We start from the raw sequence: 14,107 nt of genomic DNA, 5'->3' as shown, positions 1-14,107 counted from the left end.
AAACATCCCTTGATAAATAAACAGAATTATTGTAAAGTGATGATAATTAAAATGTATATTGCTTGAAAGCGATAAAAGGAACTTGTGAATCCATCTTTGAGAGAAATGAAGAACACTTCAGTGTGAAGTTAGTAATCGTTTCCAGCTACAAGCAGTTAATAAATTAAGTAGAGGGCGTATATTTTTAAGTTTTTAACTAGGGTGGCAACACGGGTTAACTTTCGTCCCTTTTATAGGAACGGGAGTTTTTTGTATTTGATTTAGTTAAAACCCTAATTTGAAAAAGGTTAGTTCCTTCATTAATAAAATATAAAAGATTAAGGGGATATTGTTTATGGATAATCAATATAAATTAATAGAAGAATTTAATAATGCGGAATTTGATAAAAGATTAAAATGGTTTTCTCCACCTAAAGATTGGGAGGTTAATAGCAATAAATCGAAGTTAATAATCAAACCAGATAAAGAGACAGATTTCTGGCAAAAAACACACTATGAATTTCAAGTTGATAATGGACATTTTTTATACTATGAACTAAATGGAGACTTTAGATTGATTACGAAAGTAAAATCTAAACCAGCAAATAGATATGATCAAGCAGGTTTAATGGTTCGATTTTCAAAAGATACTTGGTTAAAGACATCGGTTGAGTATATACCTGATGACAATAGTAAATTAGGTGTTGTTGTAACAAAGAATGGCTATTCTGATTGGTCTAGTCAGGATTTTTTGGGAGATTTGAATTCTCTTTATTATCGCATAACAAGAAGGAAAAATAATTACTATGTTGATTATTCCTTAGACGGGACAGTATGGAAACAAATAAGAATGGCTCATCTTTTTGAGGAAAAAGATTGTATGAAAGTTGGCATTTATGCTTGCAGTCCACAAGGAGATGGATATGAAGCAGAGTTTGAATTTATTAAGATTGAAAATATAAATGATAATACAAAAGTTTATTAAAAGTGTAAAGGCTCTTATCCATCATTATTCTACTGCTGAACCTTCTTATGCTGACATTATTTTTATGGCTCTTTATATAAAAATACCAAGTAACCACTCATTCTAAGGATGAGTGGTTACTTGCAGTTTGTTTAAATAGAGAAATTGGGCTTTTCCGTTATAGGTAACATTTTTCAATGCGTAAATAAGAAGGTTTTAGTGTAAAAACTTCAGAGCAATTGCACCAGAATCACTATTGAATCAGTTTAGATCTATAAGAATTAAAAAAGATTCGACATCCTGGAGTAAAAAGTAAAAAATGGAATTGTGAAAGATGAATTTCAAATAATGCTAATGTTTTATAAAAACATTGTATATGAAGGGATGTACCGCTTTGACGAGAAAACAATACAAATTGTGCAGTGAACGGCTCCATTATTAAAAGAACACAGTATAGTAAAGGAATTGATTCATTATGAATCGTTTAGTCCTGTTGCAATTTTAGGAGAGTGACTAATACCGGATAGGGTTATAGTTATAATAATGTAAGTAAATAGTTTTTTTTGCGATACTTTAATAGTGAAGTATCGTTTTTCTTTGTAGAACTAAAGCCCAACTATAGAGCTTAGATTTGCAATAATAAATGTTTTTTCATTAGATAATTACTTTACCAATAATCGAGATGTTTGCGGATACATTTATTTTTGGGATACATAATTATATTTAGAGAATACCCAGTTACAGTATTTGAATTTTTAATAAGAAGGGATGCGAAGGAATGAACTCACAGAGACAAGGCTATGTAGGCTGGTGGCAAGGCGGGCACGGTGGTGGTTGGCCGGGCGGACACGGTGGTTGGCAAGGTGGACACGGCGGTTGGCAAGGTGGACACGGTGGTTGGCCGGGTGGACACGGCGGTTGGCAAGGTGGGCATAGTGGCTGGCAAGGCGGACATAGTGGCTGGCAAGGCGGACATAGTGGCTGGCAAGGCGGACATGGTGGTTGGCAAGGTGGACACGGTGGTTGGCAAGGTGGACACGGTGGCTGGCAAGGCGGACATGGTGGCTGGCAAGGTGGACATGGATATTAAAAAGATACTATAAAATCTTTTTTCATGAAAAGTTTGTATATTTAGTATCGTTGTATATTTTCATTTTTATTAGGTTATATGTTTTTAAAAGCACTCTTTGAAAAGGAGTGTTTTTTTATTTTTCTTTTGATTTAATTAACGAAAAAAGTATCTTGTACTCTGTTTGTAACCTTTTCCAAATAGAATTTTTCTATAAAATAAGGGGCTTTCCTTTCAAACAAATCGTTATTTGTAGCACTGCTATCAAAGGAAAGTGCTCGTGACATCTCGTTAATATTGAAAAACAGTAATAACCTATTGTATTAAATTTTTTGAAAATTTAGGTTTAACATCTTTAAAATAGGTGTATTACATATTACATAACAACTAAATAAAAAAAAATAAAAAATCTAAAGGAGGAAGCTAATTTATATGAAGAAAAACTAGATCAAGGGAGAATTTTACTCCTAGTAACAGCTGAAATACCAACGGGGAGTGATAGACAGCCGCAGAACTATCATTCTCTCTAATAGATTGCAACATCTGATAAGCTAACTTCCTATTTTAAGAAAAAATTGAAATAGACTACATTTTAGGCTCTAGCATTGAAGAAAATAAAGTAGAGAAGGGTGAGAAAAATGAAACATACAATATTTAAATATGCTGTGATTGGGGTTACGACCGGAATCATGGTCTCCTTATTAAAAAAAGAAAATCGGAAAGTGATACAAACAACAGGAAAAAGCGTAAAAGACAAACTACAAGAAGGGAACATAAAGGAAACATTTGAGAAGGTAACTGAGACAAGTAAACAATTCTCTGTAAATGCAGCTAATGTTGCAAAACAAACATTACCACAACTACTTACAGCCACACCAGTTGTCATTTCTACCATTAAAGATTTAACAGAAAACGAAAATAACAAAAAGAAAAAAGATGAAAAGGATTACGAAATAAATGAAAATAGTAAGGACTTAGACGGGGAGAAAACGAAAAATGAAAAGAAATATAGGAAAGAAGGGAAAGAAGGGAAAGAAGAGAGTGCCTAAATTTAACTCTAAAAATAGAAAGTGAGGAAAAAGGTATGAAATCTCTGTATGCAATTGATGTAGGAATTGGCTTTACTAAGCGGGCATATCGACAGGATGTAGATTCTGAGGTGACGATTAAGAGTGAGGCTTCTACACTAGCCCCTGTATCCAATCATGCTGAAAGTGAAGATTTAACAAAGGTAAGTTTTATAGACTTAGACTTTGCATACTACATGGGAGATGAAGCACATCAATCTGACGCTTCATTCCTTCCTCCATTTGGCGAAGAAATAGAAAATTATTATGAAAGCGAACGATTTAAACAACAAATATTTGGTTGCATTGCAAAGGATTATAAAGAAAATGTCGTGTTGCCTTTAGTTGTTACTGGGCTTCCCGTTACTTGTTTTGGTAGTCAGCATGAGCAATTACAACGTGCACTAAAAAAAGAAACTTCTGTGCAAATTGATGGTAAATTTATTACTATTACGGTGGAAAATGCTTTGATTCTTCAGCAACCGGTCGCTTTACATGCTTATTTCTTAAAAGAGGGAATCATTCAGGAACGAGATCGTGTCTTAATTATTGATGGTGGATTTCGTACATTAGAAATGACAGATATGAAACAGAATGTCATTTTAAATCATTATGAGACGAAACTAGGATGTAGCAAGCCTTTGAAAAATATTAAGAATATCGTGCAGAATCATGCGGGTGAAAGTAATCACTTGCATATTAACGATATGCCAAACATATTAGAAAAAGGATATGGAGGTCGAGAAGAAGGTCCTCAGACAAGTCAGGTTCATACTTTGATTCAAAAAGAGTTGGATGCACACTTCCAAGACGTTATGCGTGTATTACAAGAACAATTTAAGTTAGACCAGTATGACACTATTATTTGGACAGGAGGAATAGTAGATCTCCACAAAAAACGAATTGAAGAAATACAAGGTGAAATTTCTTCTTTCCGTATGGTAGACGCTTCGAAAGAGGCTGCACTTCATGGATACTATATGATTGGAAGTCAAGTATTTGAGGACATCACCAATCAATCTGCATATGAATCTAAATTATAATAACGACCGAAATGGATTTCGTTGAATAGATGTGCCAAATTATGTAGCTTCTTTTCCACATATAAAAAATGCTTTATAAGAAAAGATAAAAAGTGCTTATATAGAGGAAATGTTTAAAATTGAGAATAAAAGTAGCTAATATATAGGGGATCTTCCTTTTAATAGAATAAGACCTCCTATGCCATTAAAGTCCGATTGGTGAAGGCTGATAATCAGTGGAGGATGAAGAAAACCCCCACTGATTAAAGTTTCACTTTATTTTGTAATTTAGTTGATCTAAAAACTTTTCCTCCAAGACATGAATACCTACATACAAATTTCATATTACAAATATGATTCGATCAAACATAAAACGATTCAGAAAGGAAGAATAAGATGGAATGCATAAAAATGCCGAAATGGAGTTGGTATCATGTGAAAACTAGTGAGCTTGAAAAACTTTCTTCTATAATCCCTCGTGATGTAACATCTTATTTCTCTCAATTTGTAAAGAAAATAAGTTCTCCTTGTGAAAATGGATTATATGTTTATACGTTATCACCAAGTCAAACTTGTGTATATGGTTCGTTTTTATTTGATCAAGATAAAAAGGATGCCAAAATTCAAAAATTTCTTCATTATTTCGTAGCTCATGGAATACTGATAACGGTCCAGGAAAAAGAGGAAGAGGATTTTCAAAAATTAATACATAATTCCTCTTTTAGTGTAAAAAAGTGTAATAGCTCCGCTGAAGGATTATGTGCTATCTTATCAATGTTTATATCTCACTACTTGCGAAAGGTTGACTATTTCGAAAACAATTTTAGAAATGTATTATGGGATTTTTATCATCATAATAACATAGCAGTTTTAGAAAGAATTTATCATATTCGTCATGAATTATTTATGAACACACATGTGTTTCGCTTAATACAAGAAGTATTACAAGGCCTGAAAGAAGCTTGGTTAGAAAACTTAACAAACACCCTTTGTTATAAACAAACACACGTAAAATTAGAGCGTGGATTACAACTTGTTAAAGAGTACCAAGAAGAATTGGACACGATGATTCATTTACAAGAAGTTGTTTCTTCTCATCGTGGGAATGAAATTATGAAAGCTCTTACTGTATTAACTGCTGTAAGTACACCTTTGACAGCCTTAGGAGCATTGTGGGGGATGAATTTTAAATACATGCCTGAACTAGAATGGAAATACAGCTATTTAATCGCTCTCTTATTTATCATTTTCACAACAGGGGGTATGTATTTATATATGCGATTCAAAGGATGGACAGGTGATTTATTACGAGTAAAGAAAAAGAAATCTTTTTTAAAATCTAATTAATCCTGTTTTTAAAAAATATGATAGATATATGGTTAGTACTATGTATGAATTGCGGTAGTATCATATCCCCATCAAGTTAAAGTTTTGATGTCCCCGCAATGATAAAAATGGTGAATATTTATATGAAAGATTAGCGCTCTCCTTATTCTAAAGTAACGTTAATAAAGGGTGATATACATGGGCTAAATGTAACGCATGCTAAAGAATTTAATGAAGCACTCCTATTATTTTTAAAGGACTGATTACAACTACGTAATAGTTAACTGACAAATTATAAATAAGTAAAAATAAAACTTTATAAAAGATGCTCTTGGATAAATCCAGGAGCATCTTTTATATGCGGAGTAGTGCACCACTGTAATCAATTTAAAGAATCGAAATCTTCCATAACGAAGTTTTTATTCATTTTTAAATGGTGATATTGAGTTAGGTTTATAAATCTCCATTAGTTTCGGATTGAATATGCTTCTTAACAGCTAACATGTATTGATTAGAGTTTTTTAGTCTCTTAGAAGTATTGTTATATTACTATCAAGATAATATTTTGAATAATTCTCAAAACAAAGAAATGTACATGTTCTTGTTTGTGTAGTGAAGTTTCTTAAGTTGAGAGGGGGCCTTTATATCCTAATCCAAAAGTATAGACTACGGCTTACAAATAATCATCTTCCTCTTAAAATTGTCGTTTTACATCTTCAAATTTTTTAAGAAAAAGTGTTTTGTTGGGAAATAATAAAATCTTATTAATTTTTATAATTAGTAGAATTTTTTATAGAAATAATCCTCTTAATATATTAAAATAACATTGTATTATGTCAGATTTTAATTAGGGGAGAGAAATTTTATGTTGAAAAAAATCATTCCAGTTGCTTTAGCATTAAGTACAGTTACTTTTACTAGTGTATTCGCTGTGCCTTCAGCCCAAGCAAGTACAGAACCAAACCGCTACATAGATGTACAAATGCTCGGTATTAACGATTTTCATGGGCAACTAGACACAGTAAAAAAAATTAACAATAAAGATGCAGGGGGAATCGAGTACTTAGGGGCTTATTTACGTGATCGTGAAAAACAAAATCCGAATACATTAAAAGTACATGCTGGCGATGTTGTTGGGGCAAGTACTCCTGTTTCAGCATTATTACAAGACGAACCTACCATTGAATTTCTAAATGATTTGAAATTCGATGTTGGAACGATAGGAAATCATGAATTTGATGAAGGTGTTGAAGAAATGAACCGCCTTATTTATGGTGGATACCATGAGAAAACAGGGAATTTTAAAGGAGCAAAATTCCCATACGTTGCCGCAAATTTCTATAATAAATCCACTGGTCGTTTATTTTTACCACCATTCACTATAAAAAAGGTACAAGGAGTTCCTGTTGGATTTATCGGAGTCGTAACAACGGATGTGCCTAACCTTGTTATGCCTACTATGCTAAAGAATGTAGAAATTACAGATGAAGTTGAAGCTATTAACAAATCCGTAAAGCAATTAAAAAAACTAGGCGTTAAATCTATCGTTGTTCTTGCACATAACGGGGGGACAACAGATGGGAACGGCGTAACAAATGGTGATATCGTCCGATTAGCAAATGAGACTGATCCAGAAGTCGATGTTATTTTTGGTGGGCATAGCCACACTTATGTAAATGGAACGGTTAATAATAAACTTGTCGTACAAGCAAATTCTTACGGTATGGCTTTTGCTGATGTTGATGTAAAGATTGATCGTAAAACACAAGATATTGTTGAGAAAAAAGCAGAAATTGTTACGACTTACCATGAAGGCATGGAGCCTGATAAAAAAATAAAGAAGAAGATGGAGAAATATCAAGCAAAAATCGCACCTCTTGTTAATGAAGTTGTAGGTAAGTCTATTGCTCCACTAGATCGTAAACTAAATACAGCTGGTGAATCTACTCTTGGAAATTTAGTTGCTGATGCCCAGCGTGCAACAATGCAATCTCAAATTGCACTTATGAATCCTGGTGGTATTCGTAATGACTTAGATGCTGGTGATATTACATGGGGAGAGATATATGGTATTCAACCATTCGGAAATCAATTAATAAAAGTAAATTTAACGGGTCAAGATATTCGTGATATTTTAAATCAACAATGGCAAAAAGAAATAACAAGAATGCTTCAAATTTCAGGGATCCAATACACTTGGGATGCAAACAAACCTAATGGAGAAAAAGTAACAAGTGTGCGCCTAACAAATGGAGAAGAAATTATTCCTTCTAAAACTTACAGCGTCGTTGCGAACGCATTTCTAGCTTCAGGTGGAGATGGATTTGTATCCTTTAAAAACGGGAAAGATGCTGAAACAGGACCAACTGATTTTGAAGCATTAGTAGATTATATGAAAAAATCAAAAGAACCAATTCAGTCTGTTATTGATGGAAGAATTCAAAAAATAAATTAGTTTTTTATTAATCTCAAAAACAAATAGATTACCTGTACGCTATACTTTTTCGTGTGCAGGTAATCTATTTTTTGTGGGTTTGAAATAAATCTTACCGTGGTCAATGGATATACCGTCTAGATGCAGAGTGTAGAAAAAAAGTGAAGTAAACAAAAGTTGATATCCTGAACGTACAGGGAGTCTTTGTTTGAAAAAACGGGACATAGCAAACATAAAACAGGCTTAACAATGGATGAAAGAAAATGCGCATTGGGCAGGGGACATCATTCGTTATTCAAAGGGAAATATAACTGGTTATGTGTATGAGCCTTGGCATATTCACGCTATATAGGAGAGGTTGCTGAAAAAAAACTAACTTTAGAGGAATATATGGGATAAGCAAGCCACAGTGAATTGAGAATCTGTATTTTTGTTTAGAGAATAGTATTTTATAAAATAGTAGAGTACTTTACTTTAATAGATTCAAAAACTACCTATCTAAAAATTTGATAGGTAGTTTTTTTACTTTTGGGCACAAAGTGAAATCATTTTATTATGTTCACACATATAGACAATGTAATTACCCTAAACACCAATCATTGCCCCTCATTATTAGCGATAGGATAGCTGCTTAAGGACAAAAAAGAATTGGCTAACTTTTGTGCAAAATGTAATGGGGGCTCTATCGACTGGATATGAATATACATAATTAAGGGATTCATGTACAGCCAGTGATTATGTAAAGCACTTACAATAATTCCTTGTTGTACAATTGATTTCATAAATGCAGGAATCTCTTCTTGTAGAATAGCAATTTCGCCTAAATTTAATGCATTACCATTTTGATCCAACGATTCAAAACTTACTCCGACGGGTACTACATAGGTACTTTGTTTTCCTTGTACAAGTACTCTAAAATCGCGGTGAAAAGACACCGAACAACCACCTTGAATTATTTTACTTTTCCCTTTAAGTATTGTAGCAAATTGTTCGCAAATGAAATTAAAGTTGTGCATAAATTCAATTCCTTTCTCGTACAAAATTATGTAATTAGAGATTCGATTAGAGAAAATTGTTGGCTTTTTTTAAAATTTGAAAAAAGGCTATAATTTTAATGTATCCGATGTATTCAATTTATGATTCATAATAGTCTGTTCGAGATATTGTTATAAAAAAGCACTGCTAAATAGTACTATTTTTCAAAATAAGTCTTTCTTATATAGGTATCTTGCTACTATGAAAATATCTATTTACATACAAGCCTTTTTGAATACCAAAGAATGGCCCCTAAAATACCGTGCTTATTCACGAAGAATGAAGTTGTTTCTCCTTTTATCTATTTACATTTTTAAGTACTGAAAAAGTTCTCATGAATAGAGGGAAGATTTTTTTAATTTTTCTTGAATGTAATAACGGTTATTTTAACCAAAATTTTCATAGAAATACCTTTAAAAAGAACGTAGGTTCGTATATAATAAGAACAAACGTTCTTTGTTGGGGGTGATAACCTTGTATGATTATTCTCTTTTACCGAATCGTATTATTCTTTGTGTAGATCTTCGTAGCTTTTATGCAAGCGTGTCATGTATTAAAAAAGGACTTGATCCACGATATACAAAATTGGCTGTTGTAGGAGATGTAAACAGGAGTGGGTCCATTGTATTAGCGGCAACACCGCCACTTAAAGCGTTAGGAGTTAAGAAAATGGCAAGGTTGTACGAAATACCGAAGAGGCCAGATATTATTATTGTGAATCCAATTATGCATACGTATATGAAATGTTCGACTTACATAACCAGTTTAGCCTTACAGTATGTTGCGCCGGAAGATTTTCATCAATATAGTATCGATGAGTTTTTCATGGATATGACCGCGAGTATTCATTTGTTTGCGAGTAATCCGCGTGAGTTTGCATTAAAGTTTAAAAGAGAAATATATGAACGTACACGGATTGAAAGTACGATTGGTATTGGTCCGAATTTATTATTGAGTAAAGTAGCGATGGATGTGGAAGCGAAGAAGAATAGGGATGGAATAGCGCAGTGGACGTATGACGATATACCCGAGAAGTTATGGAGTATTAGACCGCTCAGTAAATTTTGGGGTATATCGTATAAAACGGAAATAAAATTAAATCGAAAAGGTATACATACGATTGGGGATTTAGCGCAGTACCCATTGAAGTATTTAAAACAATCATTTGGTGTAATAGGAGAAGAATTACATTTACATAGCAATGGGATTGATTTTAGCAGAATAGCAGAAAAATACGTTCCAGCAACAACATCTATAGCGAAAAGCCAAATATTATTTCGTGATTATTCGATAGAAGAGTTCATCTTTATTTTATTAGAGCATGTAGAAGAAGTTTGCTACAGATTGAGAAGAGAAAAGAAATATGCGCAAACGATTCATTTTTCAGTTGGATACAGTAAGGAATATGGAGGGGGAATAAAAAAGGCACATACATTAAATAGAGCAACAAATTTAACGATGGATATTTATAATGTTTGTACCTATTTTTTATACGAGCGGCATACAGGAGAACCAATTCGATCGGTAAGCCTTTCCTTAACAAATCTAATAAATGAAGGGGAAGAGCAAATTTCGCTTTTCGATAACATTATACAAAGAGAAAAAGAAATGCGATTAACGAAAGTTATGGACGAAATTCGAACACGATTTGGTAAGAACAGTATTTTACGTGGAATTTCTTACACAAGCGTCGCAACAGCAAGATATAGAAACACGTTATTAGGAGGACATAAATCGTGATGAATGCTAATATGCCAAAAGGAAGAGAGATGGTAAAGTGGCAACCGTTTGCCAGTATGCCAGAGCAGTTCGTTTGTATTAAAGAAATGATACAGGAGCAAACAAAAATCCCTCGTCCAATTTTAACGCAAGATGCAAAAGAAAGGATTGAGAATAAGCTGTTAATTTCATATTTAGGTGAAGAAGAGGTTTTACTTACATATTATAAAAATGGCTATTTATATAAAAATTACATAACAGTAGCTGATATAAATCCATTAAATAAGACGATTACTTGTACTGATGCTTTTCGTAATCAAAGAATCTTTAAGTTTAGGGATGTAATGGAAGTGGATTAGAGTATCTTTCTATGCAGTAGGGTATTTTTAGCAGTCTACTGCATAGAAAAATCAAAGATCCAGCCACATATCAATTTTCAAGGTTTCAAAATGACTTTTATACAATCATCTTCACGATTATTGAAAATTTGATAACCGTAGCTCGCTTCTTCAAGGGGGATTTTGTGCGTAATAATCTCTTTTGGATCAAATTCTTTATTTGTTATTTTTTCAAATAGTTCCGGCATAAAATGAATGACAGGTGCTTGTCCCATTTTTAAATTAATATTTCTAACCCAAAATGCCCCGAGTGGAAAGGCATTATAATTTCCACCATAAACACCAGTCATTTGAACTGTTCCATATTTTCTTACGGCCTTCGTAGCAATTTGAATAGGGCCGAGAGTTCCGCCTTGTAATTTTAATTTTTGTTCCAGAAATTCTAGAGGTGATTTTTTCCCATCCATCCCCACGCAATCAATGACTACATCGGCACCGCCATGTGTAATTTCCTTTAAATGTTCTCCCATATCAGGAAATTTTGTAAACTCAAATACCTCAACATTGTTAATCTTTTTTGCATAATTTATCCGATAATCTAAGTAATCGACTGCAATTACGCGTTTAGCACCTTGCATCCAAGCGAATTTTTGTGTCATTAATCCAACAGGGCCACAACCAAGAACGATAACAGTATCACCTCGCTTAACGCCTGCGTTTATTACACTCCAATAGGCTGTTGGTAAAACATCGGATAAAAACAGTAGAGATTCATCTTCCAGTTCGCATGATTCTGGTATGACAAATGGAGTGAAATTTCCAAAAGGAACTTTTAAATATTCTGCTTGTCCGCCTGGATGGTTACCAAATTTCTCTGTATAACCAAAGTATCCACCAGAATCATAATGAGGATTGGAGTTATCACATTGGCTTTCCATCTCATGTTGGCAATAGAAACAATGTCCACAAGCAACGTTAAAGGGGATTACAACACGGTCGCCTTTTTTCACTTTCGTAACATCCGGACCAACTTCTTCAACAATGCCCATTGGTTCATGACCAATAATGTACCCTTGCGGTAAAGGCATGTTCCCTTGATATAAATGTAAATCAGAACCGCAAATAGCGGTTGAAGTAATTTTTACAATAATATCATCTTTTTTTTCTAACTTTGCATCATCCACTTGTTTAACTTGTACTTGGTTTGGACCTTGATAGGTTACAGCTTTCATCTCGTATCTCCTTAGGAATCATTTTTCAAAATTTATCCCGCATTAACGGGCAGTAAGATCCCCACCTCAAAATTCAGCGGAAGCAAAGAAGTTAGGTGGGGGGGCGGGCTGCACGTAAAAGCCCGATTGGTGAGGGCTGATTAAAGTTTCACTTTATATGTATCTCTTGGCAAATCAGAAATCTTTAGTAAAGAGGAATCTATACATAGTGTTGTTATGACAGTATGTTATAGCAACTCTTCTTTCTTATGTCTTCTGCACTATTTTAAGAAGAAATTCAATATTTATTCATAAACTAATTCCCATAAAAAGGATAATTATTATTTCATAATCTGTAGCATATTAAAAACATCGGAGGTGAAATAATATGGCAAACAATAATAGTGGAAATCGTAATGAATTGTTAGTTCGAGGTGCTGAACAGGCTCTTGATCAAATGAAATATGAAATTGCACAAGAGTTTGGTGTACAACTTGGTGCAGATACAACAGCTCGTTCAAATGGATCTGTTGGTGGTGAAATTACAAAACGTTTAGTAGCAATGGCTGAACAACAACTTGGTGGTAGAGCTAACCGCTAAGTAAATTGACATACAATATAGTAGATATGTAAATCAATTTCTTTTGTATATGTGTAAAAATAAAAACCCTTATAGTAAATGGATTCTCACTCAAAGATTATTGGTAATCTTCTTTCATAATCTTTGAGTATTTTATTTGTAAACTACTTTCCTAAACAATAAACACGCAGTGTTGGAAAGGTGTTTTCCATGCATAGTAGAAAATCTTTTGCAGGAAAAAGCATACTTAAAAATTTGATTTCAATATTGAAATCAATATTTATTATGATATTTTCGAAAGGGAGGAATTTAAAAATGGGTATATTAAGTGGAAATCCTCAAAACGAACCATTACATTACGGAGAAGTATTTGATATTTGGAGTTATCTTCTAGCTGCACAAGGTGCCATTGCAAGTCACCAAGTATTTATGAATCACACAGGTGATGAAGATTTGAAAAAGTTTCTAGAAGGCTTAATTGAAAATGACATGAATTCGGAAATAGAAGAATTAAAGGCGCTTTTAAAAGTTAATGGGGTTGCTTTACCACCTGCGCCTCCAGAACGACCAGTTGCATCTATTGAAGACATTCCTCCAGGAGCGCGTATTAATGATGTTGAAATAGCAGCAGCTGTTTCTACAGGATTAGCAGCTGGACTTGTCACATGTAGTCAAGTGATGGGAAAATGTCTTCGAGAAGATGTAGGCATGCTATTTGGACAATTTCATATGAAAAAAGCGCAAGCAGGTGTAACTTTGCTGCGTTTAAGTAAGAAAAAAGGATGGGTAGTACCACCTCCGTTACATGTGAAAAACTCTGATCAAGCTTAATAAACAAAAATAAAAAAGTGGCATTTGCCACTTTTTTATTTTTTAGATGTATCCTCAAGCTTGGATTTATTTATTGTAGAAGAATCTATATATTCATTTGACATTTCCATAGCATAGTTATCATGCTGAATATGATTGTGATTTCTTAATGTATTCTCGTTACGCAGTACTAACCTCTTCATATAAATGTGGAAGAAAATTTCTGTTCCACCAATAATTAAAGCGGCTATAAATGAAGAAAGTCCAATATTACGAGTAGCATCTAAATTAGTAAACAAGGATGTTAGTAACCAAATTCCGAAGAAGCTTAAGCCGACATCTGCTATTGTAGCAATCATATTTCCGTATTTAGGTAAAATGAAGAGATCTCCGATTAAATAGGCAGCTCCTGTAAGGAAAAGAGAAATGAGTAATACTCTAGGAATTGAAATGCCTTTAAAGATACTAAGTATGATTAGTAATACTGCAGTTATCGCTGTGTATTTAATTAATAAAGCAACAATATGTTTCATCCTTTTCCTCCATTGTTTAA

Annotated in this window: 14 protein-coding genes and 3 pseudogenes; 13 read left to right on the top strand and 4 right to left on the bottom strand. The window is 33.5% G+C overall.

Going from position 1 to position 14,107, the window contains the following annotated elements; all coding sequences use genetic code 11:
• The first annotated feature begins 334 nt into the window (after positions 1-334).
• Both PDK19_RS12955 and PDK19_RS12950 read left to right on the top strand, forming a co-directional pair.
• Positions 335-964 (top strand): DUF1349 domain-containing protein, encoded by a 630-nt coding sequence (locus PDK19_RS12955; RefSeq protein ID WP_000370220.1) that lies wholly within the window; start codon positions 335-337, stop codon positions 962-964.
• Positions 965-1,770: 806 nt separating this feature from the next.
• Positions 1,771-2,046 carry a hypothetical protein gene (locus PDK19_RS12950; RefSeq protein ID WP_392387984.1) on the top strand — a complete coding sequence of 92 codons (276 nt, stop codon included), beginning with the start codon at positions 1,771-1,773 and terminating at the stop codon, positions 2,044-2,046.
• Positions 2,047-2,164: 118 nt separating this feature from the next.
• Here PDK19_RS12950 and PDK19_RS12945 read toward each other — a convergent pair whose 3' ends face one another.
• On the bottom strand, positions 2,165-2,320 hold the full coding sequence (locus PDK19_RS12945) for an acyl dehydratase (RefSeq protein WP_229196254.1): 156 nt from the start codon (positions 2,318-2,320) through the stop codon (positions 2,165-2,167).
• A 105-nt stretch (positions 2,321-2,425) separates the two neighbouring features.
• Here PDK19_RS12945 and PDK19_RS27405 point away from each other — a divergent pair.
• The 7 genes and pseudogenes from PDK19_RS27405 to PDK19_RS12915 form a co-directional block, all read left to right on the top strand.
• Positions 2,426-2,542: pseudogene (locus PDK19_RS27405) on the top strand (general stress protein); the annotation flags it as partial.
• Between the two features lie 108 nt (positions 2,543-2,650).
• A complete protein-coding gene (locus PDK19_RS12940; protein ID WP_270707250.1) occupies positions 2,651-3,061 on the top strand; it encodes a peptidase U61 in 411 nt (136 codons plus the stop codon).
• Between the two features lie 35 nt (positions 3,062-3,096).
• Positions 3,097-4,122: a ParM/StbA family protein gene (locus PDK19_RS12935; RefSeq protein WP_270707249.1), complete on the top strand. Its 1,026-nt coding sequence runs from the start codon at positions 3,097-3,099 to the stop codon at positions 4,120-4,122.
• 375 nt (positions 4,123-4,497) lie between these two features.
• Positions 4,498-5,448 (top strand): magnesium transporter CorA family protein, encoded by a 951-nt coding sequence (locus PDK19_RS12930; RefSeq protein ID WP_270707248.1) that lies wholly within the window; start codon positions 4,498-4,500, stop codon positions 5,446-5,448.
• 140 nt (positions 5,449-5,588) lie between these two features.
• Positions 5,589-5,690, top strand: a pseudogene (locus tag PDK19_RS12925) (alpha/beta hydrolase); the annotation flags it as partial.
• Between the two features lie 602 nt (positions 5,691-6,292).
• Positions 6,293-7,882: a bifunctional metallophosphatase/5'-nucleotidase gene (locus PDK19_RS12920; RefSeq protein ID WP_074614833.1), complete on the top strand. Its 1,590-nt coding sequence runs from the start codon at positions 6,293-6,295 to the stop codon at positions 7,880-7,882.
• 226 nt (positions 7,883-8,108) lie between these two features.
• Positions 8,109-8,260, top strand: a pseudogene (locus PDK19_RS12915) (D-alanyl-D-alanine carboxypeptidase family protein); the annotation flags it as partial.
• A gap of 197 nt (positions 8,261-8,457) precedes the next feature.
• Here PDK19_RS12915 and PDK19_RS12910 read toward each other — a convergent pair.
• The gene (locus PDK19_RS12910; protein ID WP_014893615.1) at positions 8,458-8,877 is read right to left on the bottom strand and encodes a DUF1259 domain-containing protein; all 420 of its coding nucleotides are present in this window, start codon (positions 8,875-8,877) and stop codon (positions 8,458-8,460) included.
• A gap of 493 nt (positions 8,878-9,370) precedes the next feature.
• Here PDK19_RS12910 and PDK19_RS12905 point away from each other — a divergent pair, with 493 nt between their 5' ends.
• Both PDK19_RS12905 and PDK19_RS12900 read left to right on the top strand, forming a co-directional pair.
• A complete protein-coding gene (locus PDK19_RS12905) occupies positions 9,371-10,636 on the top strand; it encodes a Y-family DNA polymerase (protein WP_270707246.1) in 1,266 nt (421 codons plus the stop codon).
• The gene (locus PDK19_RS12900; RefSeq protein WP_000980464.1) at positions 10,633-10,974 is read left to right on the top strand and encodes a YolD-like family protein; all 342 of its coding nucleotides are present in this window, start codon (positions 10,633-10,635) and stop codon (positions 10,972-10,974) included. The genes PDK19_RS12905 and PDK19_RS12900 overlap by 4 nt, the downstream gene beginning before the upstream one ends.
• Before the next feature lie 77 nt (positions 10,975-11,051).
• Here the strand turns inward: PDK19_RS12900 and PDK19_RS12895 are convergent, their stop codons facing one another.
• Positions 11,052-12,185, bottom strand: coding sequence for a zinc-dependent alcohol dehydrogenase (locus PDK19_RS12895; RefSeq protein WP_000649081.1), 1,134 nt, complete (start codon positions 12,183-12,185; stop codon positions 11,052-11,054).
• A gap of 367 nt (positions 12,186-12,552) precedes the next feature.
• On the opposite strand from PDK19_RS12895, the gene sasP reads away from it, so the two are divergent.
• Positions 12,553-12,765 (top strand): small acid-soluble spore protein, SasP family, encoded by a 213-nt coding sequence (gene sasP / locus PDK19_RS12890; protein WP_000002833.1) that lies wholly within the window; start codon positions 12,553-12,555, stop codon positions 12,763-12,765.
• 294 nt (positions 12,766-13,059) lie between these two features.
• Entirely contained in the window at positions 13,060-13,575 is a 516-nt protein-coding gene (locus tag PDK19_RS12885) for a DUF3231 family protein (protein ID WP_000512121.1), read from the top strand.
• A gap of 35 nt (positions 13,576-13,610) precedes the next feature.
• Here the strand turns inward: PDK19_RS12885 and PDK19_RS12880 are convergent, their stop codons facing one another.
• Entirely contained in the window at positions 13,611-14,087 is a 477-nt protein-coding gene (locus PDK19_RS12880; protein ID WP_088106667.1) for a YndM family protein, read from the bottom strand.
• Between the last annotated feature and the right edge of the window lie 20 nt (positions 14,088-14,107).

It is taken from the genome of Bacillus cereus group sp. BcHK124 (assembly GCF_027712065.1).
Classification (GTDB): domain Bacteria; phylum Bacillota; class Bacilli; order Bacillales; family Bacillaceae_G; genus Bacillus_A; species Bacillus_A pacificus.
The sequence above is the reverse complement of the archived record's forward strand: the minus strand, read 5'-3'. Positions and strand labels throughout refer to the sequence as shown.

Excerpts from the sequence above, each read along its gene's own strand:
- PDK19_RS12955 (WP_000370220.1), top strand. The coding sequence starts at position 335 with ATGGATAATCAATATAAATTAATAGAAGAATTTAATAATGCGGAATTT.
- PDK19_RS12940 (WP_270707250.1), top strand. The coding sequence starts at position 2,651 with ATGAAACATACAATATTTAAATATGCTGTGATTGGGGTTACGACCGGA.
- PDK19_RS12935 (WP_270707249.1), top strand. The coding sequence starts at position 3,097 with ATGAAATCTCTGTATGCAATTGATGTAGGAATTGGCTTTACTAAGCGG.
- PDK19_RS12930 (WP_270707248.1), top strand. The coding sequence starts at position 4,498 with ATGGAATGCATAAAAATGCCGAAATGGAGTTGGTATCATGTGAAAACT.
- PDK19_RS12920 (WP_074614833.1), top strand. The coding sequence starts at position 6,293 with ATGTTGAAAAAAATCATTCCAGTTGCTTTAGCATTAAGTACAGTTACT.
- PDK19_RS12910 (WP_014893615.1), bottom strand. The coding sequence starts at position 8,877 with ATGCACAACTTTAATTTCATTTGCGAACAATTTGCTACAATACTTAAA.
- PDK19_RS12895 (WP_000649081.1), bottom strand. The coding sequence starts at position 12,185 with ATGAAAGCTGTAACCTATCAAGGTCCAAACCAAGTACAAGTTAAACAA.
- sasP (WP_000002833.1), top strand. The coding sequence starts at position 12,553 with ATGGCAAACAATAATAGTGGAAATCGTAATGAATTGTTAGTTCGAGGT.
- PDK19_RS12885 (WP_000512121.1), top strand. The coding sequence starts at position 13,060 with ATGGGTATATTAAGTGGAAATCCTCAAAACGAACCATTACATTACGGA.
- PDK19_RS12880 (WP_088106667.1), bottom strand. The coding sequence starts at position 14,087 with ATGAAACATATTGTTGCTTTATTAATTAAATACACAGCGATAACTGCA.